The sequence below is a fragment of the Salmonella sp. 5800 genome (assembly GCF_046558195.1).
Taxonomy (GTDB): domain Bacteria; phylum Pseudomonadota; class Gammaproteobacteria; order Enterobacterales; family Enterobacteriaceae; genus Salmonella; species Salmonella enterica.
Genome location: NZ_JBGDOX010000001.1, coordinates 265,005 through 288,587, shown reverse-complemented (window position 1 = coordinate 288,587; position 23,583 = coordinate 265,005). Strand labels below are relative to the sequence as shown.

Genomic DNA, 23,583 nt, shown 5'->3' with positions numbered 1-23,583 from the left:
CTCGTAGCGCCTTGTTTTCATCTGCTGTCTGTATACTCAGACGACCACAGCAAATCGTTTAACGACGGAAATCGATGACCATACGGCCACGAATTTGCCCTTGTTCCATCTCTTTAAAAATAACATTGATATCTTCAAGCGGACGTAAAGCGACTTTTGGCACGACTTTTCCTTCCGCCGCGAACTGGAAGGCTTCGGTCAGATCCTGGCGTGTCCCCACCAACGAACCGACAACCTGAATGCCATCCAGCACCAGGCGAGGGATATCAAGGTTCATGGCTTCTGGCGGCAGCCCGACTGCCACCACGCGACCTCCGGCGCGAACGGCATCTACTGCGGAATTAAACGCCGCCTTAGCGACCGCGGTAACCACCGCTGCGTGCGCGCCACCGGTTTTTTCCTGCACAATTTTAGCCGCATCTTCCGTACGTGAATTAATGGTCAGATCTGCGCCCATTTCCTCGGCCAGTTTCAGTTGTCCATCATTGACATCAATGGCGATCACTTTCGCATTGAAAACGTTTTTCGCGTACTGCAAGGCCAGATTACCCAGACCGCCCAGACCGTAGATGGCAATCCACTGGCCAGGTTTAATATGAGAAATCTTCACCGCTTTATACGTGGTAACGCCCGCGCAGGTAATACTACTTGCCGCCGCAGAGTCCAGACCTTCCGGTACTTTCACCGCATAATCCGCGACGACAATACACTCTTCGGCCATGCCGCCATCTACCGTGTAACCGGCATTTTTCACGTTGCGGCATAAGGTTTCATTGCCCGTATTGCAATACTCACAGTGTCCGCATCCTTCATAAAACCACGCGACACTCGCGCGATCGCCGGGTTTCAGCGAGGTGACACCGGGACCGACTTCCGCCACGACGCCAATGCCTTCGTGTCCCAGAATGACGCCGGTTTTGTCACCGAAATCTCCGTTTTTCACGTGTAGATCGGTATGGCATACGCCGCAGCACTCCATTTTTAGCAAAGCTTCACCGTGGCGAAGGGGACGCAGCGTTTTCTCAGTAACATCAACCTGATGATCTTGTGTGACAACAGCAGCTTTCATAACCTTCTCCTTTTATTAATAGTGAACTGCATAGCAGGTAATAGCAGGTAAGGTGCTATTACCTCTTTAGGATTAATATTTCTGATGAGTTATGCAAGGCGGCAGAAATACAATGTAATAGTTTAGCCAGGATTATCCTGATAAATCCCCGTTCAATACATAAAGGTGGCTAATATTAGTAGCTTGACAAATAAGCAGGGAAAGGAATTCAGATGTGTCGACAGACTCGCCAAAACTAAAGAAGAAAGTGATATCCGGCGGCATTCACCGCCGGGTACGTATTAAATGGAAGTCCGACGGTAGTCGCGGTATTCCGGTTTCCAGAAGTTATCGTCAATCGCCTGTTGCAGCGCTTCCGCAGAGGTTTTCACCGCTACACCTTGTTGCTGCGCCATTTTACCTACGGCAAAAGCGATAGCGCGCGACACGACCTGGATGTCTTTAAGCGCTGGCAACACTAATCCTTCGCCGTTATTGACCAGCGGAGAATGTTTCGCCAGCGTCTCACTGGCTGACATCAGCATTTCATCAGTAATGCGCGATGCGCCGGAAGCGATAACCCCCAGACCGATGCCGGGGAAAATATAGGCGTTATTACATTGTGCGATCGGATAAACCTTATCTTTCCAGATGACCGGCGAGAATGGGCTGCCGGTTGCCACCAGCGCGTTGCCTTCCGTCCAGGCGATAATGTCCTGTGGCGTGGCCTCCACGCGAGAGGTGGGATTAGAGAGCGGCATGACGATCGGGCGAGGGCAATGCTTATGCATCTCGCGGATGATCTCTTCAGTAAAGAGCCCGGTCTGGCCGGAAACCCCGATCAGAATATCCGGCTTCACGTTACGCACCACATCCAGCAGCGACAGCACGTCATTTTCGGTATCCCAGTGCTGGAGATTGTCGCATTTCTGCACCAGTTTTGCCTGGAACGGCAATAAATTAGGCATCCGGTCCGTCAACAGGCCGAAGCGATCGACCATAAAAACGTTCTGTCGGGCGGCATCTTCGCTTAAACCTTCACGCTGAGTCTGCGCGATGATTTGTTCAGCAATCCCACATCCGGCGGAACCCGCGCCGAGGAAAACGATTTTCTGCTCGCTAAGCTGACTGCCGGCAGCGCGGCTGGCGGCGATCAACGTACCGACGGTCACGGCTGCGGTGCCCTGAATATCATCGTTAAAGGAGCAAATCTCATCACGATAGCGCGTCAACAGCGGCATTGCGTTTTTCTGCGCGAAATCTTCGAACTGTAGCAGGATATCTGGCCAGCGCTGCTTAACGGCCTGAATAAACTCATCGACAAACGCATAATACTCATCGTCGGTAATGCGCGGATGACGCCAGCCCATGTAAAGCGGATCGTTGAGTAACTGTTGATTGTTGGTGCCGACATCCAGCACAACGGGAAGGGTATAGGCCGGACTAATGCCGCCGCAGGCGGTGTATAATGACAGCTTACCGATAGGGATCCCCATCCCGCCGATGCCCTGATCGCCAAGCCCCAGAATCCGTTCGCCATCCGTCACCACAATAACTTTAATGTTGTGGTTAGGCACATTCTGCAAAATGTCGTCCATATTGTGACGGTTCGGATAAGAGATAAATACGCCGCGCGCCCGGCGATAAATCTCAGAGAAGCGCTCACAGGCCGCGCCCACGGTCGGGGTATAGATAACCGGCATCATCTCTTCAAGATGGTTTTGCACCAGTCGATAAAAGAGCGTTTCGTTGGTATCCTGGATGTTACGCAGGTAAATATGCTTATCGATTTCTGTTTTAAACCCCTGATACTGGAGCCAGGCGCGTTCGGCCTGTTCTTCAATCGACTCGACGACCTCCGGCAGGAGCCCTGACAAATTGAAGTTGCGGCGCTCTTCTACGCTAAAAGCGCTGCCTTTGTTTAACAGGGGGAATTCCAGCAATACAGGGCCAGCGTAAGGGATATAAAGGGAACGTGCTTTCTTGGTTGTAGTTTCCATGTTACTCACTCTTTTTCGAATAACTGTCCCTGGCATCGTCGTTTATCATCATATATTGCCTTCCACCAGGGAACCGACCCTGAGTATAAAGCATTGTGAGACGTTAAGGTCATTCCTATAAACAAAAACACCATTGCAGATGCAATGGTGTTTAACGTCATTTCAGGACTGTACGATTACTTTTGGCTATCGGCGCGGCGCTTTCTGCCGGTTGGGTTATTCACCACGCTGCTGGTGTCGCCTTCAGTAACAACCTTACGCTGGTTGGAAATTCTGTAATCCAGTCCAAGTATATGACGAGCCTGACGGTTCGATTTCATGTTAACTCCTCAATCCTGTTGCTAGTTTTAAGGACAAATTCGCTTACGCGAAAGAAACGTAACCCCTAAGGTTGCCGATACAGCATAGCAGGTTTTACAGAGTAGGGTGCTGCCCGCTTACCACATAGTTGATGGTCTGCTGGTAGATGTCACTGAGGATGTCATTGTCGGAAGCCTCAACCCATTTGGTCAGCTCCATTAAAATATCATCTTCAGTGACAACGCCTAACTCCGCGCGTAATCCTTGTTCAATCGCGTTGACCAGGGCCGGTTGTGCTGCTGAGGTATTTGCTGAGTGATAAGTAAACATATAATGCCTCCGTGAACATGTATTTATTTAGTACGGCTCGCAGAAAATTAATTCGTATTCAGCATGGCAAATATTTTTGCGGCTGTGGTTAAGATTAGTCCTGGAGTTATTTTAACGCAAGGCGGAACTCTAATTGTTTACCCCAGAAGAAAATATATTACGTTTGCCAATTACATATCCTCATACAAATAGCGGTCAATTAATATACATTTAAAAGGCTACTTATTGCGATTTTTATCCTTTATTACAATGAGATAAGACAAATCTTAATTTGAATGAAAATATACATAATGGAATACGCCTCCGGAAGAAAAAGTAAGGATAAAAAGAAGGATATATTCTTTAAAGAAAGGGAGGCCTGTTGGTTTAATATTCATCACTGAAAAAGCATAACAACTATTTTCTATATCTGAAGTGCGGGTAATCGACAACATGCTACCTCCATCGGCATGGACAACGCAGATTAGCAGCATGGTCTATACTTTATTTTTTGAGCCAACAGGAGAGCAAAAATGACAATCCATAAGAAAGGTCAGGCACACTGGGAAGGCGACATCAAACGAGGTAAAGGTACTGTATCAACAGAAAGCGGCGTGCTTAATCAACAACCGTATGGATTCAATACCCGGTTCGAAGGCGCGCAGGGAACCAACCCGGAAGAGCTAATTGGCGCCGCACATGCGGCCTGTTTCTCCATGGCGCTATCACTCATGCTGGGAGAGGCTGGATTTACGCCGACATCCATTGACACAACCGCCGACGTATCGCTTGATAAGGTGGAGGCGGGCTTCGCCATTACCAAAATTGCGCTACAAAGCAAAGTTGCGGTAGCAGATATTGATGCTTCAACTTTCGATCAAATCATCCAGAAAGCAAAAGCCGGGTGCCCGGTATCGCAGGTTCTGAATGCGGAAATCACCCTCGACTACCAGCTTAACGCCTGATAACCTCGCCAGCCCGGTAACGACTCTTGTTTATCGGGCTGTTGAATATCGCTTTTTCTCCGTCTCTCATTTTCTTCACGCTATCGGGCGTTAAAAGTAAACAGAGCGAATGAAAATGTATCAGACGTCAGGAACCTCGAGAAGCGTCTTCTTACCGTGCCTTTGTTGGTATTCATTACAGGTGTTAATCATTTTCTTTGCAGCTCCTTTTAGTAAAGAAAGCATTAAATCATCATAATCAACGTAGAATCTGGTTGTTTCGGTTTCCGTTTTTATCTCCCCAATTGCTGCTATTTCAGTGGCTAATTTCAATTTTGCCGCATCGATATCTTTATTCGCTTGTTTCACTGTGGCTGATAAGCTAGTAAAGAAATTTTGCACTGCTTTTAGCCTGTCATTCAATTCTGGAATCAATTTCCCTTCAATCACGCCCGCAGCAATAGAATAGGAAATAATTAATCCAAACGGACCGGCGACTATGCCTGCTGCAGCACCGGCATAAGCTTCCTTACGAATTCTATCCACCTGTGACTGGAAATAACTACTTTTTTCCGAGAAATCATTAGTTAACTGGCTATCTAATGCCAGCAGTTTTCCGGAAGCGTTGTTGAAACTTTGTGAACTTGCCAGGAGAGATTTTTGCGCTTCATTCAGTTTATTGACGCCATCATCTAATATCCTGATGAGAATATCTTTCTGGGCTGATGCTTTTTTCTCATTATATTCATCAAATAGTAAAATATACGCTGAGAGTAATTGCGTCACGACACCACACCATTCATAAACAGTTTGTGTCGCTTCAAAATACTTGTCCTGGCTGTCCATAAGCAAAACTTTAATATCACCAACTAAAACAGAAGCTGCCTGCGAGTACTCCTGTTTAAAACGGCTTAACTCTTTTATGGTTTCATCAAAGGTCTTCCAGGGGATGACCTGGTCGAGGTATTTGTTATAAAGATCTAATGCCCCATCTGCGGTTTCGATCGCGCTTTTAACTACCTCTACAGTTTGTTCTGCAAATATTCCGGTCATAATCATTTGCCTCTTTAAATATATAAATTGCAATTAAGCTATTGTTTTATAACTTATTTCTACCTATTACCTCCAGACAGATTTTGTAGCTTAAGTTAACATTCCAGAAGCTGGAAATACTGCCAACTGCCTGCTTATCTACGCAGGGTACGATTACTCTGCTGCATTTTCTCCAGAATACGACCAAAAGAAACTGTTTTGCTTCCTACTTTCACCATCCCATCTTCCGGTAAGTAGCTAAATTTGACGTACAGTATATTGTTGCTGGTTTTATCTTTTGGCTTCATAGCCAAAATAGCTTGTTGTAATGCTTTTAGGTCGGCGGGGATTCCCACCGCATCGGTGATATCGGTACCGGGCACAAATTTCGATACCTGATCAACAGTTTGAGTCAATATATCTTGCAGCGGAAATAAGCCGGTAAAACGTTGTTTGGGTTTATATTTTGTCACTCCCATATAAATGTCAGGTAGACCTTTAATGTGGTTTTCAATACTGCGAGTTTTATTTTGCAACATAAATTCGCTAATCTCTACCGGAGAGCCGATCAATACCAGCGGTTTCACTCCTGCACCTTTTTCGGAAAAGAGATAGTTGTTATTGCTGCTTTTTACTGCTTTCTGCAACTCGCCACGATCCATGATTAAGCTGTAATATTTACCCTCTTTCACAACAGGTTTGGGTTCACGCCACATATTGATATCGCTAGCTTGTGCTAAACTGGATGCCATCATGTAACCGAAAAACGCCAATGTTACGGATAGTTTCATTAACTTTACCTTTTAATTAGCCAAAAAAAATAGCACTCGTAAAAAGTATAAAGCCGTGGTTGCAACAAAACTTAAACGTCGCTCACTTCACCGATAAGCATTTATTTATCTTAATAATGTAAATTACCCTTCCAATAATGCCTGAATTATTACCCTTTGGATTCAACTGCTTGCAGTTATAGTGCTAAATAACAATAAATCTACTGGAAGTATACAGTTTGTGTACGAAAGGTGTTTTTTATGATTACGGAAACCTGAAATTGTCCGACTATCTGTAAATGCTATGAAATTGTATTGTAGATCCGATTGCGCCCGGTGTTGATGACTACCGGGGCAATAGTGTTTGGTTTAGTCCTGATAGGGTTCGCCAGCGGCGTAAACGCCGCAAGCCGTTTTGGCCAGGGCTGGTGGTTGCCTCCGGAATGCTGACAGGCAATCTGTTTACGATGTTTGTTCTGCCCACCATTTGTGTCTGGCTGGCGCGATTGCGACAGCATGTCAGAGCGAAGTTCTCTTTCATCAGCTCAACGTAGCGCATACCTCGTCATTTGCTATTGTCGTGGTCTACTTTTTCGCCCTAAAATCTGCTCGCCATGTTGCTTTATTCATCAAACATCAAAATCAGTCAACGTAAATATCAATAATAGCCATATCACGGAGGGTGATCTTTATTCCTGAGAGAGGAGGGGTATTATTTTCTGCGTTCTACATTAACGGGTTAACGCGCAGATGTAGAGGTTATTTATATAATTATTGGAGCAACAACAATGAATAAATTCTCCCTTGCTACAGCAGGTATTATCGTGGCAGCGCTGGTAACCAGTGTTAGCGTGAATGCGGCAACAGATACTACTAAAACAAACGTTACGCCCAAAGGTATGAGCTGCCAGGAGTTTGTTGACCTCAATCCGCAGACGATGGCGCCAGTCGCTTTCTGGGTGCTGAATGAAGATGAAGATTTTAAAGGCGGGGACTACGTTGATTTCCAGGAAACTGAGACGACAGCAGTGCCGCTAGCCGTTGAGCTTTGTAAGAAAAACCCGCAGAGTGAATTAAGCAAAATAAAAGACGAAATCAAGAAAGAACTCTCAAAATAAGAGTAAACTGATATCAAAACCCGGCCTGTGTGTCGGGTTTTACTATTTGTGACGCCGTCACAAATAACATCTTCCATTTCTTCTACCAATCACGTGGTATTGCACTATTTTCATTAGAGCCCTTTCACTATATGGAGACCTAATGAAAATTTTACCGCTGGCACTCTTTATCATTCCTTTTCTGGCCGGATGTGGCGCCAATAATACGCCGCCGCAAACGCCTATTCCCGGGGAAAAAACCTCTGCCAAATTACGTACCCTGGAAACAGGCGCGGCGGCTATTCAATCCAGACCACCTGTCGATGCCATCAGTACCTACCTTGACGGGTTCCATTTTTATAGCGGTGATAAAAACGGACAGATGGAAGCGCACCATTACGTTACCGTCCTGAACGAAGATGTCATGCAGGCGGTGATTTACGACGGCAATACGAAAAACGCGCGCCTGATGGGGGTGGAGTACATTATCAGCGAACGTTTATTTAAAACGCTTCCTCCCGAGGAGAAAAAACTGTGGCACAGCCACCAGTACGAGGTGAAATCCGGTAGCCTGGTGGCGCCTGGCTTACCGCAGGTCGCTGATAAGGCGTTGATGAGTAAGATTGTTAATACCTATGGCAAGACCTGGCACACCTGGCATACCGACCGGGATAAAACCCTGCCAATGGGTATCCCTGCGCTGATGATGGGCTTTACTGGCGACGGGCAGCTTGACCCCGCGCTGCTGGCCGATCGGGATCGCCGTCTGGGAATTGATACCCAAGCCATTAAACGCGAGCGGCAGGATCTGCCTGAGCATCCCGTTATCAAGGGGGCTAACGCCTGGGAGCAGGGGGAGGTTATCCAGCTACAGCGTGTTCAGGGCTCTGGCGAACACGGGCGAGGCGATACCGCGCACTTCGGTACATCTGAGCAATCCCGACAATAATTCCACGGTTTTACACGCAGATATGAAAAAGAATGCCTGTTAAGTGACAGTGTCACGTAAAGATTAGCCCCATAGTCTATGCTTGTTCTTCGGATGCTGTAGAGGTTATGGGTTAAACGGAGCGACAAATGAGTTCAAAAATTTTTTGCAAAAGCTGGGGGGCTGAATATATCGCCGCTGATGTTGTCCGCTTTCGTCTTTGGGCCACCGGTCAGCAAAAGGTTATGCTCAGGCTTGCGGGTAAAGACCAGGAAATGCAGGCGAGCGGTGACGGCTGGTTTACGCTGGACGTCTCCGGGGTGACGCCAGGTACGGAGTATAACTTTGTACTCAGCGATGGCATGGTGGTCCCCGATCCGGCTTCCCGCGCCCAAAAAACTGACGTCAACGGTCCGTCATATGTGGTTGATCCAGGCAGCTACGCGTGGCGCAACACCGGGTGGAAAGGTAGCCGTTGGGAGCAGGCCGTGGTGTACGAGATGCATACAGGTACGTTCACTCCGGAAGGCACCTTCCGCGCCGCAATAGCGAAGCTGCCTTATCTCGCTGAACTCGGCGTTACCGTTATTGAAGTGATGCCCGTTGCGCAATTTGGCGGCGAGCGCGGCTGGGGTTATGATGGCGTACTGCTTTACGCGCCGCATTCTGCCTATGGGACGCCGGATGATTTCAAAGCGTTTATTGACGCCGCGCATGGGTATGGTCTTTCCGTCGTCCTGGATATTGTGCTGAACCATTTCGGCCCGGAGGGAAATTATTTACCGCTATTGGCGCCGGCGTTTTTCCACAAAGAGCGCATGACGCCGTGGGGAAATGGTATCGCCTATGATGTCGACGCCGTGCGGCGCTATATCATCGAGGCGCCGTTATACTGGCTGACAGAATACCATCTCGACGGCTTACGCTTTGACGCTATCGATCAGATTGAAGACAGTAGCACCAGGCATGTGCTGGTTGAAATCGCACAACGTATTCGGGAAGACATTACCGACAGACCCATTCATCTGACTACCGAAGATAGCCGCAATATTATTTCTCTGCATCCCCGTGATCAGGATGGCAATGCGCCGCTGTTTACCGCCGAATGGAATGACGATTTTCATAATGCCGTCCACGTTTTTGCGACCGGAGAGACCCAGGCCTACTACAACGATTTTGCTGATGCCCCGGAAAAACACCTCGCAAGAGCGCTGGCCGAAGGATTCGCTTATCAGGGAGAAATTTCACCACAAACCGGCGAACCTCGCGGCGTAAAAAGTACCGGACAACCCCCGGTCGCCTTTGTGGATTTTATTCAGAATCACGATCAGGTCGGTAACCGCGCCCAGGGCGACAGACTGATAACCCTGGCGGGTGCTGAACGAACAAAAGTATTGGTCGCCACGTTGCTGCTTTCACCGCATATTCCGCTACTTTTTATGGGCGAAGAGTATGGCGAAAGCCGTCCTTTTCTTTTTTTTACCGATTTCCATGGGGATTTAGCCCGCGCCGTTCGTGAAGGTCGCGCAAAAGAGTTTGCCGATCATGCAGGGGAAAATGTTCCGGACCCGAATGCGCCAGAGACCTTTCAACGCTCAAAACTTAACTGGAAGCAACAGCACAGTGAAGAGGGTAAAGCGTGGCTGGCGTTTACCCGCGAACTACTGCTTTTGCGCCAGAAGCATATCGTGCCGCTGTTGTCCGCTGCCCGTGAGAGCTCAGGAACGGTATTGCAAACCGCGCCCGGGTTTATTGCCGTTAGCTGGCGTTTTCCGGGAGGAACACTGTCACTGGCGCTGAATATTAGCGCCACGACGGTATTACTGCCCGATTTACCGGGTAAGACTCTCTTCGCCTGGCCGAATGAATCCACCGGGTCGCTTTCCCAACATTCTCTTATTGTCCGCTTAGCCCAGGGAGAGTCTGCATCATGATCCCAACTGCAACGTATCGCCTTCAGTTTCGCAATGGCATGACCTTCGATCGCGCTGCGGCGCTGGTGCCTTACCTTAAAAATCTGGGTATCAGCCATCTTTATGCCTCACCCATCTTTACCGCCACCAAAGCGTCAACGCATGGTTATGATGTCACCGATGCGAATGAGATTGAGCCTTCTATTGGCGGGCGCGAAGGATTTGAAAGACTGGTGGCTGAACTTAAAGCGCAAGGTCTGGGATTGATCATCGATATTGTGCCTAATCACATGGCCAGTTCGCTGGAAAACGCCTGGTGGCGCGACGTGCTTGAATATGGCAAGGAGAGCCGTTACGCGCGCCATTTCGATATTGACTGGTCGCGCCGACTGACGCTGCCTTTTTTAGGCGACACGTTTGACGCCGTGCTGGAAAACGGAGAAATTGCGATCAAGCCCGATCCCGCTACGGGTAAACCCGCGTTCGCCTATTATGATAACTATTATCCGCTTGCGCCGGCGACATGGCAGGGGCGCGAGGCCGAAATACTGGCGCTTACCGATAAAGCCGCTATTGCTGATTTGCATGAGCGCCAGCCGTGGAAATTAATGTCCTGGCGCGATGCTGCTCGCTCGCTTTCATATCGGCGTTTCTTTGAGGTCACAGGGCTGGTAGGAATGCGGGTGGAAGATAAAACCGTCTTCGACGATACACATCGGCTGATTCTGGAGCTGGTCAGAACGGGGGCGGTTGACGGTTTACGTATCGATCATATCGACGGCCTTGCCGATCCGAAAGCCTATCTTGCGCGTTTACGTCAGGAAGTGGGGCCGGCGTGCTATATCACCGTGGAAAAAATTCTCGCTAAAGGCGAGCAACTTCCTGATGACTGGCCGGTTTCCGGCACCACAGGCTATGAATTTATCGCCTCGCTGGCGGAGGTGCTGGTTGACGATGAGCAGATAGACAATCTGCGCCAGGCTTACGAGACCGTTAAAGGCGCGCCAGTGGATATGCGGGCGGAATTACGGGCAGCTAAATTGCTGATGGTCGATCGCAATTTCGAGGGGGAATTTACCCGGCTGCTCGCGCTTGCGCTGTCGATTGCCAGCGAGCTACAGATCGCACAGGAAGAGAGCGTCGTTCGGCAGGCGTTACGCGAGTTATTAATTGCCTTTCCCGTATATCGCACTTACGGCACGGCAGAAGGGCTACCGCCGACCGATATTTGCCTGTTACATCGTATTGTGGAACGGGTAAAGACGCTTGAAAACCCTCCGCAGCCAGAAGCGCTTACATTTCTGAGCCGCCTTCTTACCGGCGATGTTCCCACCTCCAGCCTGGAGGAGGCGACACAGTTTCGCGTTCGGTTCCAACAACTCACCGGTCCGCTGATGGCGAAATCGGTAGAGGATACGCTTTTCTTTCGTCAAAACATGGGACTGGCGTTAAATGAAGTCGGCGCCGAGCCCGTCACGCATCACTTCTCCATTGAACGCTTTCACCATGAGATGAAAACCCGACAGGCGCGACAGCCTGACGCGTTATCCGGTACGTCGACCCACGATACCAAGCGAGGCGAGGATGCGCGAGCACGGCTGTATACGCTTACCGAAGCGCCGGAACAGTGGAGCGAATGCCTTGCCCGCTGGCGGCAGATGAACCAGACCCATGTCAAATTTTTGAATGATGGCACTGCGCCAAAATCGGCGGATACGTGGATGTTATATCAGGCGCTGACCGGCGTCTGGCCCCCGATGCTACAACCACAGGACGAAAAAGGTTTAAACGCGCTGAAAATACGCTTTGAAGCCTTTGTGGAGAAAGCGCTACGCGAAGCGAAGCTACGTACCGATTGGGTGGACAGTAATGAGGCTTACGAAACGGCAATGCTTGATTACGCCCGTTATTTACTGGCGCCGGATAATCAGACATTTTTGCAGGATTTTTATCGTTCCTTGCAACCCTTCATCCGCGCAGGGCTGGTTAACAGCCTGACGCAGACCGTTATCAAATTAACCGCGCCGGGGGTACCTGATATCTATCAGGGGAGCGAGGCGTTAAATTTTAGTCTTGTCGATCCCGACAACCGCCGCGAACCGGATTTCGCCACGCTGGCGCAGCAGTTAGACCAACTAACGCCGGGAGTTTTCTCGCGCGAAGAGAGTTGGCTGAACGGGCAGGTGAATCAGTATGTCACCGCTGCATTACTGCGTTTGCGTCAGCAGAATCATGAGCTCTTCCGTTTTGGCGACTATATACCGCTGCGGGCTGTTGGTCAGCGTGCCGACAAGGTCATCGCTTACGCCAGAGTCAATCATGATGATGCGCTGATTGTTGTTGCGCCCCGACTGGTGTTCGCCGAATGTGACGGCTTATTGTCACAATCGCATAGCGGTTTCTGGGCAGGAACCGACATTATTATACCCGGACAGCTTAATCAGCATCGTTATCGCAATGTGCTTACCCAGGAGAGGTTAATGCCTGGTGAACACCTGTCGTTGGCCTCACATCAGGGCGGCGTACTGGTTTTAATGAGCGACTGAGTTTATGTGTTGATGTGCCGTGACAAGACAACGTTTACCGTGGGTGGAGAAAGAGAATGACAACAAACAGGGCTTTTGAAATCAGATCAGGATACAACCATACGCTTGGCGCAAATTATGACGGCGAAGGTGTGAATTTCGCTATTTTTTCAGCCCATGCGGAACGCGTCGAGCTTTGTCTTTACGATCCGAGCGGGGAGCATGAAATCGCTCGTCTGGAGTTACCGGAATATACCGACGAAATATGGCACGGCTATGTCCCGAAGTTGCAGCCCGGCGCGCTGTATGGGTACCGCGTTTACGGTCCTTATGACCCGGAAAATGGTCATCGTTTTAACCCCAATAAGCTGCTTATTGACCCTTATGCCCGTGAGCTGGTGGGCGATATTCAGTGGAACGATGCGCATTTCGCGTATCAATTACTTCATGACGATAAAGATTTGACCTTTGATGACCAGGATAGCGCGCCATTTACGCCTAAATGCCGGGTGATTGATCCGGCTGAGGCGAATTGGGAGGATAGACAACGGCCTTCCATACCGTGGTCGAACGCCATTATTTATGAAACGCATGTAAAAGGCTTTACCCAGCTTAATTCCGCGATCCCTGAGCCTCTACGCGGTACGTTTGAGGGCATGGGGCATAAAGCCAGCGTGGATTACATTAAAAGTCTGGGTATTACCTCCGTCGAGCTTTTACCCGTTCACTGGTTCCCGGACGATCAGCATCTGCTCGATAAAGGACTGAAAAATTTCTGGGGATACAACTCGCTGGGCTTTTTTGCGCCGGCGACGCGCTACTATGGTCCAAAAGGTATTCAGGGATTCCGCGATATGGTGCGCGCTTTCCATGATGCCGGCGTCGAAGTGATACTGGACGTGGTCTATAACCATACGGCAGAAGGGAATGAGCTTGGCCCCACGCTGTCATTTAAAGGTATCGATAACTTCTCTTACTATCGCACCATGCCCGATCAGCATCGCTATTACATTAACGATACAGGGACAGGTAATACCGTCAATACCTCTCATCCACGGGTACTGCAAATGGTGATGGATTCGCTTCGCTATTGGGCGGAGTCAATGCATGTCGACGGCTTTCGTTTTGATTTGGGCACCATTCTTGGTCGTGAGCCGGAAGGCTTTGATCAGAGAGGCGGCTTTTTTGATGCGGTAACGCAAGACCCGGTACTGGCAAAACTGAAACTGATTGGCGAACCTTGGGATATCGGACCGGGTGGCTATCAGGTTGGCGGTTTTCCACCAGGGTGGGGCGAATGGAATGATAAATACCGCGATACGGTGCGCGAATACTGGAAAGGTGACAACGTCACAAATGATTTCGCCGCACGCCTGCTGGGTTCCGGCGATCTCTACGATTTGCGCGGCCGTCGCCCCTGGTCAAGCGTTAACTTTATTACTGCCCATGATGGCTTCACACTGAACGATCTGGTGTCTTATAACGACAAGCATAATGAAGCCAATGGCGAAGATAATAATGACGGGCATAATGATAACCGCTCCTGTAACTATGGCGCAGAAGGGCCAACCGACGACGAGGGTATCAATGCGATACGCGAGCAACAGAAACGTAATTTCCTGACCACCTTGCTTTTCTCGCACGGTACGCCGATGTTATTAGCGGGCGATGAGTTTGGCCGCAGTCAGATGGGCAATAACAATGGCTACTGTCAGGACAGTGAAATATCGTGGGTCCACTGGGATAATTTGCCGGAAACCGCCAATGCGCTACGGGAGTTTACCCGCCATCTGATTCAACTGCGCGCCACGCAACCGTTGCTGCGCCGGGAGAGCTGGCGTGAGGGTCTGGAGATCCGCTGGTTTAACGCCGGCGGAGGGGCGCAGCAATCCGAACAATGGGATGAGGGATCGACGATAGGCGTATGCATTAGTCGACCCGATCTACAGCCGGAAGCGGGGATCTGGCATGACGCCTTACTGCTTTTCAATCCGTTTGAAGGCAGCGTACCGTTCCGTATTCCGATGTGGGGAGAAGGCGGCTGGGTACTTGAACTGACGACTGCCGATAACGCGCAGCAGGGAATGCGGATTACCGAAGAAATGGATTTCGATCTGGCCGGGCGCAGTATCGTGTTATTCAGACGCCCCTGATAGTAAAACCGCGCTCCGGACCCAACCGGCCTTGATGGCCGGTTTTTTACTGGCGCTCAGGCGATATCATGCCGCAGAAATAACACCGGTGTCAGTTTACCGCCCGAAAAATTCATCCGCCTGTTGGTATTGGTATTCCTTTGATTGTCTTCACCGATATTCGCTTCAGGCCGTCTATTGCCATTTCAAGGTAGGTACGTGGACATCCCAGATTTAAACGGATAAATCCGCTGCCCGCCGGGCCAAAGCTGCTGCCCATTGAAGGAGCAATACCCGCGACATCCGCCATTACCCATTTTAGCTGTTCGTCATCCAGTCCCAGTTTTTTACAATCCATCCATAATAAATAGGTTCCCTGCGCCGGGACAATTCTTGCCCAGGGAAGATGCTCTGTCGCCTGTTCAACAAACCAGCGACGGTTTTCCGCCAGGTAATCCAGTAGCGAATCCAGCCACTGTCTGCTTTCATTCCATGCGGTAGTCGCCGCCTGAACGGAGAGGGCGTTAAAGACGTCCAGCCCATGAGCGTCCAGACGAGACAGGAAACGCTGGCGAAGCGTAGGATCGGGAATGAGAAAATTAGAAATTCGCAACGACGATAAGCCAAACGTTTTGCTGGCCGCAGTGGCGGAAATGACCCGTTTATGCCAGTGCTCCCCTAAATGCAGTACCGAGGTAAAGGTTTCGCCGGGCAGCAATAGATCGGCCCATATTTCATCCGAGATGAGAGTGACATCATAAGCTTCACATAATAAAAGCAGTTGCTCCAGCTCGTTGGCCGACCAGCAACGCCCGGTTGGATTATGTGGATTACACAAAATCATCAGCGGAGGGCGCTCATGGCAAAACAGCCTTTCCAGTTGGCAAAAATCCATCTGGTAGCCATCGTCCGGCGACTCGCTAAGGGGATTCTCCAGCAGTTTTCTACCATTAAGCGTGATTATTTTGGCGAAGGAGCCATAGTATGGCCCCTGTACCACTACGCCGTCGCCTGGATGCGTCAACATTTGCACTAAGAGCGCCAACCCTGGTACGACGCCTTCCACGCTGCATACCCATTCCTGTTTTAACGTGAGCTGGTGGCGTGATGAAAACCAGTGAAGCAGGGCGTTAAAATAGGCCTCATCACGTTCACTATAGCCAAATACGCCGTGCTCGATTCGCTGATGCAATGCCGCCTGAACCTCAGGCGGGCAGGCAAAATCGAAATCAGAAACCCACATCGGCAGCAGTTTCCCTGCGCCATCGCCAAAGTGACGCTCAATAAAATCCCACTTTACCGAACCAGTATTGTTGCGATTGATAATCTGGTTAAAATCCATCTTGTTTCCTTATTATTTCGTCACTGACGTTTGCGGCGACTTTTCTGAAGCGGAGGCAGTTCTGGCAATACCAATTCCGCTAAAACCATAAATTAATGCGAAGAAGATCGCCGCATAGCACTGGATAGCCCAGGGCAGAAGATCAAGCGTGCTAACGCCCAGCGTGGTCGCCATGTAGACGCCAGCCGAGGTCCACGGCAGGAGAGGTTCGATAACGGTACCGGCATCTTCTATCGTCCGTGAAAGGTTTTTAGTATCCAGCCCCATACGACGATAGGCATCTTTAAACAGTTCGGCGGGAACTAACAATGCCAGTTTACCGTCGCTGGTCGCTCCTGTGACCAAAATTGTGGTGCCGATAGTGGCGGCAATGAGTTGACCAACGCTATGAATAATGGTCAGCAGTCGGTTAATGATGATCGTTAACGCGCCGGTTAACGTTAGCGCTCCGGCAAATGAAAAAGCGCAGAAAACTAACAGTATTGTTCCCATCATCGAGAACATTCCGCCCCGGTTTAGCAGGCGCGGAACATCGGCCACGACACCTTCTGCGCCTTGCGGGAACATGGCGATATCAAATCCATCAATGAAAGCGTCCAGTCCCTGTTTGATGCTCAGTCCCTGCATGATGACGCCGAGGAACAAGGCAAGTACGCAGGCGCTTAACATTAATGGGATGACAGGCTTCTTGCGAATTGCGCCCCACAGTACGATCACCGGCGGCAAAATAAGAACAATATTAAAATGGTATAGCGACTCCAGCGAGTGGATGATGTCCGTAACGCGCTGCGGCGTGGCCACCTCGCCCAGCATATTACTGTGTCCGGCGATAAGATAAACCACGGCGGCAAGCAGGAAACTTGGCAGGGTCGTCCAAAGTAAATGCTGAATATGCTCAAACAGAGTAGTGTCTGCGACAATCGCGGCAAAGTTAGTCGAGTCGGACAACGGTGAGATTTTGTCGCCGAAATAAGCGCCAGAAACGACGGCGCCAGCTGCTGCTGCAAGAGACACGTCCAGCCCGGCGGCAACCCCCATTAACGCAACGCCAACCGTCCCGGCGGACCCCCACGATGTACCGGTACAGACGGAGACCACGCTGGTTAAAAAGAAGGCAGCAATCAAAATATATTCCGGGCTTATGAGTTTTAGCCCCCAGTACACCATGTAGGGAATGGTGCCACTAAACATCCAGGTGCCAATCAAACCGCCCACGCAGATCAGGATCATGATAACCGGCATTGCTTTAGCCAGCTTATCCACCACTGAGTTGATGATGTCTTCCCAACAGTATCCTTGCCACCATGCAATGCCTGCCGCTACCGCCGCAGAGCACAGAAGGAGCGGTTCGATACGTAGCCCCATGATGCCGTAACCGATAATCAACAATAACAACATGGAGATGACTGGGATTAGCGCTAAACCCAATGACAGCGTTTTCTTCTTGTTTTGTGATGCACTCATAATGGAGCTCCGGTCAGTAAGGTAGCTCAAGGGTAGGGGGATACGCTTCTCACTACTGTGATCCATTACTTTCGCCCATGTAACCGATTACATGAGAAGGGTTAATTTGATAGTCATCACAGTTTTTACTGTTGACGACGCATTCATCGTGAAAAATAGGGCGCGACAGAATCGCGGATCACCAGTTCGGCATTGAAATGATTGCTGCTGGGCGGCGGCGTAATGCCCTGGTATAACTGTATCGCCAGTTGCGCGGCACAACGCGCCATTTGTTCGACCGGATAATGCATTGTTGTTAACGCCGGATAAAGATACCGGGCCAGCACCACATCATCAAAGCCGACAATAGAGAGCTGTTGCGGAAGCTGAACGCCGCGTTGATGAAGAATACGCATAATGCCAGCGGCCATCACATCGTTAAACGTGACCGCTGCCGTAAGGGGAAGCCCGCTATTAATAAGTTGATGCGCGGCCCGCTCGCCGCCTTCTTCGTTAAACGGAACGCTAATCACCCAGCGAGGGTCTGGAGAAATACCATATTCTTCCAGCGCCTCACGGTAACCATCAAGGCGTTCCTGACGATCAATAATTGGCAAGTCAGATGTCACACAGGCAATGCGCCGATGCCCGTTCGCCAGGAGATATCGGGTCGCTTCCCTGGCGGCGCTGCGATTTTCCAGCCAGATACACCGGTTGGCCATACCGGCGATATAACGATTAACAACAACCAGCGCTGGAAAGTGGGCTGCGTAGCGCAGCAGCTCTTTATCCGGTAATCGGCTGGCGTGTACAACAATAGCCTCACAGCCTTGATTAACCAGAAAATCCAGTCCCGCTTTTTCCATTTCTTCATCGTGGCCGCCGCTACATACCATCAAGCGATACTGCTGCTTACGAGAAACATCTTCTACGCCGCGAGCAAGGTGGGCAAAAAAAGGATCAGCCAGATTGCCGGTTAACAATCCGAGCATATCGCCGCTACGTTTCGCCAGCGCGATAGCGGCGGCATTCCGGCGATAATTGAGATCGCGCATGGCTTTCTCTACACGTTCGCGCGTGACGGGTTCAACCCACGCGGTCTGGTTAATGACACGTGATACAGTCGCGGTTGATACACCGGCCAAAGATGCAACATCCTTTATTGTCGCCATGTTAAGCTCATATTTGTTCGTTTAAAGGGTATCAAAGCCATTGATTATCATGTTACGTGGAAATCAGTGCAATCACTGCAGCGCAGCCTGAATTTATAAACATTTTTAAAATCATCCTAAATCCTGGTAACTGCAAATTTTAGTAGCTACCTCAATGAGTTATTGACCACTGAATTTTCTACGATAACATGACTAACAATATACACATGATAAAAACCACTACACTGGGAAATCGTTGCGTGGTGGTTCGGAGATAGATGATGAGTAGTATTACAAAAAGCATACAGAATGAATATGTTTTATTGATGGAAAACGCTTTTTCTGAAAAATATAAATATGCATTCAGAAATTTAGAACTAAAAGAATTACGTAGATTCATCCTGAAAGAGCTAATTAGCTCTCCCGAGCTAGATAATCAACTTACAAACCTAATTGTGTTGCTAAATAAATTTTGGGATACTCACGCCGCGGCGCTTATAACAGAAGTGCGGGCGTCTAAAAGTTATCGATTATTACTTCCGATTCAACGCTTTGGTTATAAAATATCTAATCATCTTAGATCTCTTAGAATTTATTTTGATAGCATCATAATGGTTGATCCATTACATTTTCCTTCTCTTAGCTCTCTGCATTCATTTTTGTCATTGCCACCATATAATAGTTATGTCCGCATGCGCAGGTTGGTATTACTTGAACATGTTTCCAATCTATTTCGCGCCATCCCATTTATGACTATTGATGATGATTATCCAATTTTTCTAATCGCTCCTGAATTACTGGATTTTGATAAAGAACGCAATCATGAACAATCTGCCGCTTTTCTAAGCCAGCTCTTTTTTAAAGATAGAAAAATGGATTACGCTACTTATTTAGCGTTTCTTGAGCACTTTGGGAGAAATGAAGAAACATTCCAGAAGATCCTAACAAATAAAGAATTATTAAAAACATTGCTTAATAATTTCAATAACATCGAAAAAGAAGTCTGGGTTTACGATACAGATTTAAAGAGTTTTACAACAAGTGAGGTAGATCTTCTGGATTACGATCTGCCGTCAGCTATAGCAACCTTACTGGGTAAGGTTGAAGGTGCAATTTATGCACAACGATCAACTCAATTATCGGCAACACTATTAGGCATTGATCCGGTTATTTATAGTAACCATATGTTTTTACATGAATGGACTACGGAGCAGTTAGTCAAGGATTATGGTAAATTAAATCCTCTTTCTTCTGAAGAGCAAGCGATTACAATGGGCCTTTCAGCCGCGGAAGTAAAATTCCTTACTGCGCTTTCCGATCTGGAATTAAAAAAGATTAGAGAAAGAGGTCAACTGGAATCCTTAAGGCATGAACTAAGAATTTCAAGGCATGACTTGCAAGGAAAAAAACCAGATCAAATGCAAGATGCGGCAGATAATTTTTCAAAACATTTAATCAATGTGGTCGAAGAGTATGGAAAGTCGCATGAATCAGCCATTAAGAATTCAAAGAAAAAAAAGATCTCATCTGGATTAATTTTTGCAGGAACAGCCACGTTAGGTATAGCTTCACTTGCCATGCCGCAATTGACATTACTTTCAGCAGCAGCAACGGGAATTGGCCTGGCCTTTGGAGGTAAAAGTCTGGCAGATATTTTTAGTGAACATAAAGCACATAAAAATGAAATCCAGATATTAGAAAAAACACCCGTATCGCTTTTGTATGGGGCATATAAAAAGAAATAGTAATACTGTGTATACCGTCTGGTAGCGGAAGTCTGGCATTTGATAGTTTTTGAAGCAATTGTCGTAAAGTTACTCAAACAATCACATTGTTCAGGAAAGCCTATGAGGAGATGGTTGAGAATAGGGGGTCTTCCGCTGATTCCCCGAACTATCCACCAGTTCATGCAAACGCTGTGCTAACTGGCCACTGTTTTTCCCCGGTTGCTGCTTTGACCGTCAGATTTTCCAGTGTATTGTCAGTATCATAACGACTTGGGTGCCGTCGAAAAATATCGTGCTGATTATAGGAGTAAAAAACATGGCCGCGTATGACATCGAAAAGGACATCGGGCCGCGGGTTCAGATTATCCAGGAGATACACGAATTAATTCTGGCGGGTGAAATGGAAGTCGCCAAAGGGATGCTGCGCACGCTGATTAAAGTCACGTTCGCTTATCCTGCGATTTTTGACGAGGTTCGGCAGGAATGCCAAATCAACAATGCGCATGTTGTCGCCGGATGTGGATCCGGGTATCAAAGCGTTTATAGCCGTTGTCAGAGCTGCAGAACATCAGTCAGAAAAAACAGCGGACCAGGGTAAAACCCACTGAGCCAAAAACCTGCGCGACGAACCGGTCACAGTGGCCGGTTTTTTTATGCCTGCGTGGCGTGTGCTGCGTGAAATCGTGTGCAGGATAAGCGGGTGCAAATCAACAGAATTCGCGCAGCGTCACGGCAGGGAAGGGATCAAACTTATGGGCCAGAAGTTTTTTGACATACACGAATCCAGCCGCTTTAACATGTCTTTTAAATGTTCTGATGAATTTAACATAATATACATTATGCGCACCATGATGATGGAGAACGGAAAGCAGCCCCCAAGCGTGAATCAGTCATACAACCAGCGACCAGCCCTGGCAGACGCAATGAGCATACCTATCGTGAACTCCGGCGCCTGAGGAATATCGTTTTTGCGAAACGGATTAAGCAAATGCTTTAGCGGTGGTTCTGGCGGATAGTATGTTGTGATCGAGAAATTCCCTTTATCTACATTGAATGTCGTAAAAAAATCATCCATCAATGCCAGTGCTTCATCATCTTCCAACCGTAGATCTGAATCCAAATCTGTTGTACAGCGTCGAAGATGAAATTATCACGGTAACTGTCATTGGTGTTGGAAAGCGTGAAAATGATGCCGTCTACAAAATGACACGACACAGAAGCTAATCACTCAGAAAATGCTCTCTTTCCCGTCAAGCGATACGACAAACAGGCTCAGTTCTTTTATGTGACGGCACCTTGACATATGCCACGTATATGAAACTATGGCCTACGTTGTGTATGTGACATTCATTTTATTCCCGCCCGGAGTGTTTACGCTATCTGAGGATAACATTATGACGCAACGTATCGCGGTTTTTCCTGCTGACCGCCATTCTCTGTATGAGGAACATGGGTATTCCGCAGCCATCCGTTCTGGTGATTTACTGTTTGTTTCAGGCCAGGTAGGCAGTCATACAGACGGCACGCCGGAGCCTGATTTTCAAAAACAAGTGAGGCTTGCTTTTGAAAACCTGAAAGCAACACTGACTGCAGCAGGATGCACATTCGATGACATAGTGGATGTCACCACCTTCCATACCGATCCAGAGCAACAACTTAACGACGTGATGGCGGTGAAACAGGAGATATTTGCCCATCCCCCTTATCCTAACTGGACCGCTGTTGGCGTTACCTGGCTGGCTGGCTTTGATTTCGAAATAAAGGTTATTGCCCGAATCCCCTGATGCTTATTCTCGGTAAAACCGGTAGCATTGTACCGGTTTTATTTTATTCATCCCTGCCCTTCATCCTGTATGATTAACATGCAATCACCAAACATATCGAACTGACATGACTGGATATCTTCTGAGGCATAGGCCTTCATGAGTAGATCAACCCCAGCAAACTGACCAGTTAACACCATATGCGTCGTTTTTGGCTGATGTAAGTTCGTTAGCAGGCAGTCAACCACTTTCAGTTGATAGCCTGGATGTATATAAAGCGCAGTCCAGCCAGAACTTGCTTTGAGGCAATTGTGTTCCCTCGAATACGCGGACTCCAGGCATCGTGTAACGGTAGTTCCTACGGCAAAAATACGTCCGCCATTTTGCTTCGCAGTATTAATGATATCCGCTGTTGCTTGCGGAACCTCGTAGTATTCTTCGTTGATAGTCACTTCCTCTACACATTTTGTTTGTATTTTTCTGTTGGACAACATTTCTGTTGATGCAACATGTAAAGTGATGAAGGATATTAACCCACCTTTATCTTTGATTTTTTGGATAAGATCCCAGGTAAAATGAATGCCGGCAGAAGGTATTTCCAAAGAACCATACTTTTTAGAAAAAACGGAACGGTAAGCATCTGGATATTTATAAAATAGGCTGGAATCCACATACTCATCAAGACGCTCACCATGACTGGCTAAATAGCAAATTAAGGCCTCATGATTTTCCACGACGGCCCGGTACTGGCTCTCTTCGCTAAACTTTTGCTCTATCTTAATGGAAATTTCAGGGTTATCAACCAAATAGAAAACATCATTCGCGTTAAGCCTTTCTTTTAAAAGTCCGGAAATAATTACTCTATTATTTGGTAAAAATCCCTCTAAAACAATTTTAATTAACCTATTCTGTCTTGTTTTACAGATAAACATATGGTTTATTATAGTACTGTCGTTAAAACAGATTACATCACCTTCTTTGATATAATCTGTTACTTTACTAAAGTCTACCTTATGAATTTCCCCTTTACTCCGGTTGAGGACAAGCATTTTACACTTTTCCCTGTATGAATCATTGGCTATCCAATGAGGTCTGAGTGGGATAGTCATCTGATCGGTAATGCGAAAATCATATTTTTCGGTAAGCATATATTTACCCT

The 23,583-nt window shown here is 48.1% G+C and carries 19 protein-coding genes and 3 pseudogenes; 10 read left to right on the top strand and 12 right to left on the bottom strand.

Annotated elements, in window-relative coordinates; translation table 11 throughout:
* Window positions 1-58 precede the first annotated feature (58 nt).
* From adhP to bdm, 4 genes are all read right to left on the bottom strand, one after another.
* The gene (gene adhP / locus ACLJZ5_RS01440) at window positions 59-1,069 is read right to left on the bottom strand and encodes an alcohol dehydrogenase AdhP (protein ID WP_000642447.1); all 1,011 of its coding nucleotides are present in this window, start codon (window positions 1,067-1,069) and stop codon (window positions 59-61) included.
* A gap of 281 nt (window positions 1,070-1,350) precedes the next feature.
* Window positions 1,351-3,048, bottom strand: coding sequence for an NAD-dependent malic enzyme (locus ACLJZ5_RS01435; RefSeq protein WP_000450511.1), 1,698 nt, complete (start codon window positions 3,046-3,048; stop codon window positions 1,351-1,353).
* Between the two features lie 176 nt (window positions 3,049-3,224).
* Window positions 3,225-3,368, bottom strand: coding sequence for a stationary-phase-induced ribosome-associated protein (gene sra, locus ACLJZ5_RS01430; protein WP_000841559.1), 144 nt, complete (start codon window positions 3,366-3,368; stop codon window positions 3,225-3,227).
* A 94-nt stretch (window positions 3,369-3,462) separates the two neighbouring features.
* Window positions 3,463-3,678 carry a biofilm-dependent modulation protein gene (gene bdm, locus ACLJZ5_RS01425; protein ID WP_000495700.1) on the bottom strand — a complete coding sequence of 72 codons (216 nt, stop codon included), beginning with the start codon at window positions 3,676-3,678 and terminating at the stop codon, window positions 3,463-3,465.
* A gap of 512 nt (window positions 3,679-4,190) precedes the next feature.
* Here bdm and ACLJZ5_RS01420 point away from each other — a divergent pair.
* Window positions 4,191-4,622 (top strand): OsmC family protein, encoded by a 432-nt coding sequence (locus ACLJZ5_RS01420; RefSeq protein ID WP_000152297.1) that lies wholly within the window; start codon window positions 4,191-4,193, stop codon window positions 4,620-4,622.
* A 120-nt stretch (window positions 4,623-4,742) separates the two neighbouring features.
* Here ACLJZ5_RS01420 and hlyE read toward each other — a convergent pair whose 3' ends face one another.
* On the bottom strand, window positions 4,743-5,654 hold the full coding sequence (gene hlyE / locus ACLJZ5_RS01415; RefSeq protein WP_024797864.1) for a hemolysin HlyE: 912 nt from the start codon (window positions 5,652-5,654) through the stop codon (window positions 4,743-4,745).
* Between the two features lie 134 nt (window positions 5,655-5,788).
* Window positions 5,789-6,424 (bottom strand): hypothetical protein, encoded by a 636-nt coding sequence (locus ACLJZ5_RS01410; protein ID WP_000778346.1) that lies wholly within the window; start codon window positions 6,422-6,424, stop codon window positions 5,789-5,791.
* Window positions 6,425-6,724: 300 nt separating this feature from the next.
* On the opposite strand from ACLJZ5_RS01410, the pseudogene ACLJZ5_RS01405 reads away from it, so the two are divergent.
* The 6 genes and pseudogenes from ACLJZ5_RS01405 to glgX all read left to right on the top strand — a co-directional run.
* Window positions 6,725-6,957: pseudogene (locus ACLJZ5_RS01405) on the top strand (efflux RND transporter permease subunit); the annotation flags it as partial.
* Between the two features lie 234 nt (window positions 6,958-7,191).
* Complete coding sequence (hdeB, locus tag ACLJZ5_RS01400; protein WP_001032161.1) at window positions 7,192-7,521, top strand: acid-activated periplasmic chaperone HdeB; 330 nt, start codon at window positions 7,192-7,194, stop codon at window positions 7,519-7,521.
* A 142-nt stretch (window positions 7,522-7,663) separates the two neighbouring features.
* A complete protein-coding gene (locus tag ACLJZ5_RS01395; protein ID WP_023218045.1) occupies window positions 7,664-8,449 on the top strand; it encodes an OBAP family protein in 786 nt (261 codons plus the stop codon).
* A 128-nt stretch (window positions 8,450-8,577) separates the two neighbouring features.
* A complete protein-coding gene (gene treZ, locus ACLJZ5_RS01390) occupies window positions 8,578-10,362 on the top strand; it encodes a malto-oligosyltrehalose trehalohydrolase (RefSeq protein WP_024797865.1) in 1,785 nt (594 codons plus the stop codon).
* The gene (gene treY / locus ACLJZ5_RS01385) at window positions 10,359-12,887 is read left to right on the top strand and encodes a malto-oligosyltrehalose synthase (protein ID WP_024797866.1); all 2,529 of its coding nucleotides are present in this window, start codon (window positions 10,359-10,361) and stop codon (window positions 12,885-12,887) included. Before treZ ends, treY begins: the two co-directional genes overlap by 4 nt.
* A gap of 56 nt (window positions 12,888-12,943) precedes the next feature.
* Window positions 12,944-15,019 (top strand): glycogen debranching protein GlgX, encoded by a 2,076-nt coding sequence (gene glgX / locus ACLJZ5_RS01380; RefSeq protein ID WP_024797867.1) that lies wholly within the window; start codon window positions 12,944-12,946, stop codon window positions 15,017-15,019.
* Window positions 15,020-15,131: 112 nt separating this feature from the next.
* Here the strand turns inward: glgX and ACLJZ5_RS01375 are convergent, their stop codons facing one another.
* From ACLJZ5_RS01375 to ACLJZ5_RS01365, 3 genes are all read right to left on the bottom strand, one after another.
* Entirely contained in the window at window positions 15,132-16,340 is a 1,209-nt protein-coding gene (locus ACLJZ5_RS01375) for a MalY/PatB family protein (RefSeq protein ID WP_024797868.1), read from the bottom strand.
* Window positions 16,341-16,352: 12 nt separating this feature from the next.
* The gene (nhaC, locus tag ACLJZ5_RS01370; RefSeq protein ID WP_001276632.1) at window positions 16,353-17,804 is read right to left on the bottom strand and encodes a Na+/H+ antiporter NhaC; all 1,452 of its coding nucleotides are present in this window, start codon (window positions 17,802-17,804) and stop codon (window positions 16,353-16,355) included.
* A gap of 143 nt (window positions 17,805-17,947) precedes the next feature.
* Entirely contained in the window at window positions 17,948-18,955 is a 1,008-nt protein-coding gene (locus ACLJZ5_RS01365) for a LacI family DNA-binding transcriptional regulator (RefSeq protein ID WP_000201071.1), read from the bottom strand.
* 257 nt (window positions 18,956-19,212) lie between these two features.
* On the opposite strand from ACLJZ5_RS01365, the gene ACLJZ5_RS01360 reads away from it, so the two are divergent.
* A complete protein-coding gene (locus tag ACLJZ5_RS01360; RefSeq protein WP_410958869.1) occupies window positions 19,213-20,679 on the top strand; it encodes a hypothetical protein in 1,467 nt (488 codons plus the stop codon).
* 364 nt (window positions 20,680-21,043) lie between these two features.
* On the opposite strand, the gene ACLJZ5_RS01355 is transcribed toward ACLJZ5_RS01360, so the two are convergent.
* Window positions 21,044-21,166, bottom strand: a complete 123-nt coding sequence (locus ACLJZ5_RS01355; protein WP_254888761.1) for a hypothetical protein — start codon at window positions 21,164-21,166, stop codon at window positions 21,044-21,046.
* A 381-nt stretch (window positions 21,167-21,547) separates the two neighbouring features.
* A pseudogene (locus ACLJZ5_RS01350) lies at window positions 21,548-21,787 on the bottom strand (DUF1493 family protein); the annotation flags it as partial.
* On the opposite strand from ACLJZ5_RS01350, the pseudogene ACLJZ5_RS01345 reads away from it, so the two are divergent.
* A pseudogene (locus tag ACLJZ5_RS01345) lies at window positions 21,784-21,885 on the top strand (type II toxin-antitoxin system mRNA interferase toxin, RelE/StbE family); the annotation flags it as partial. The pseudogenes ACLJZ5_RS01350 and ACLJZ5_RS01345 overlap by 4 nt on opposite strands.
* A 170-nt stretch (window positions 21,886-22,055) precedes the next feature.
* Window positions 22,056-22,445 (top strand): RidA family protein, encoded by a 390-nt coding sequence (locus tag ACLJZ5_RS01340; RefSeq protein ID WP_000194089.1) that lies wholly within the window; start codon window positions 22,056-22,058, stop codon window positions 22,443-22,445.
* A gap of 47 nt (window positions 22,446-22,492) precedes the next feature.
* On the opposite strand, the gene ACLJZ5_RS01335 is transcribed toward ACLJZ5_RS01340, so the two are convergent.
* Window positions 22,493-23,572, bottom strand: a complete 1,080-nt coding sequence (locus tag ACLJZ5_RS01335) for an S-adenosylmethionine:tRNA ribosyltransferase-isomerase (protein WP_024797872.1) — start codon at window positions 23,570-23,572, stop codon at window positions 22,493-22,495.
* Window positions 23,573-23,583 lie beyond the last annotated feature (11 nt).

What these genes read in the sequence shown, in the direction of transcription:
- adhP (WP_000642447.1), bottom strand. Translation starts at nt 1,069, where the DNA reads ATGAAAGCTGCTGTTGTCACACAAGATCATCAGGTTGATGTTACTGAG.
- ACLJZ5_RS01435 (WP_000450511.1), bottom strand. Translation starts at nt 3,048, where the DNA reads ATGGAAACTACAACCAAGAAAGCACGTTCCCTTTATATCCCTTACGCT.
- sra (WP_000841559.1), bottom strand. Translation starts at nt 3,368, where the DNA reads ATGAAATCGAACCGTCAGGCTCGTCATATACTTGGACTGGATTACAGA.
- bdm (WP_000495700.1), bottom strand. Translation starts at nt 3,678, where the DNA reads ATGTTTACTTATCACTCAGCAAATACCTCAGCAGCACAACCGGCCCTG.
- ACLJZ5_RS01420 (WP_000152297.1), top strand. Translation starts at nt 4,191, where the DNA reads ATGACAATCCATAAGAAAGGTCAGGCACACTGGGAAGGCGACATCAAA.
- hlyE (WP_024797864.1), bottom strand. Translation starts at nt 5,654, where the DNA reads ATGACCGGAATATTTGCAGAACAAACTGTAGAGGTAGTTAAAAGCGCG.
- ACLJZ5_RS01410 (WP_000778346.1), bottom strand. Translation starts at nt 6,424, where the DNA reads ATGAAACTATCCGTAACATTGGCGTTTTTCGGTTACATGATGGCATCC.
- hdeB (WP_001032161.1), top strand. Translation starts at nt 7,192, where the DNA reads ATGAATAAATTCTCCCTTGCTACAGCAGGTATTATCGTGGCAGCGCTG.
- ACLJZ5_RS01395 (WP_023218045.1), top strand. Translation starts at nt 7,664, where the DNA reads ATGAAAATTTTACCGCTGGCACTCTTTATCATTCCTTTTCTGGCCGGA.
- treZ (WP_024797865.1), top strand. Translation starts at nt 8,578, where the DNA reads ATGAGTTCAAAAATTTTTTGCAAAAGCTGGGGGGCTGAATATATCGCC.
- treY (WP_024797866.1), top strand. Translation starts at nt 10,359, where the DNA reads ATGATCCCAACTGCAACGTATCGCCTTCAGTTTCGCAATGGCATGACC.
- glgX (WP_024797867.1), top strand. Translation starts at nt 12,944, where the DNA reads ATGACAACAAACAGGGCTTTTGAAATCAGATCAGGATACAACCATACG.
- ACLJZ5_RS01375 (WP_024797868.1), bottom strand. Translation starts at nt 16,340, where the DNA reads ATGGATTTTAACCAGATTATCAATCGCAACAATACTGGTTCGGTAAAG.
- nhaC (WP_001276632.1), bottom strand. Translation starts at nt 17,804, where the DNA reads ATGAGTGCATCACAAAACAAGAAGAAAACGCTGTCATTGGGTTTAGCG.
- ACLJZ5_RS01365 (WP_000201071.1), bottom strand. Translation starts at nt 18,955, where the DNA reads ATGGCGACAATAAAGGATGTTGCATCTTTGGCCGGTGTATCAACCGCG.
- ACLJZ5_RS01360 (WP_410958869.1), top strand. Translation starts at nt 19,213, where the DNA reads ATGATGAGTAGTATTACAAAAAGCATACAGAATGAATATGTTTTATTG.
- ACLJZ5_RS01355 (WP_254888761.1), bottom strand. Translation starts at nt 21,166, where the DNA reads ATGCGCATTGTTGATTTGGCATTCCTGCCGAACCTCGTCAAAAATCGC.
- ACLJZ5_RS01340 (WP_000194089.1), top strand. Translation starts at nt 22,056, where the DNA reads ATGACGCAACGTATCGCGGTTTTTCCTGCTGACCGCCATTCTCTGTAT.
- ACLJZ5_RS01335 (WP_024797872.1), bottom strand. Translation starts at nt 23,572, where the DNA reads ATGCTTACCGAAAAATATGATTTTCGCATTACCGATCAGATGACTATC.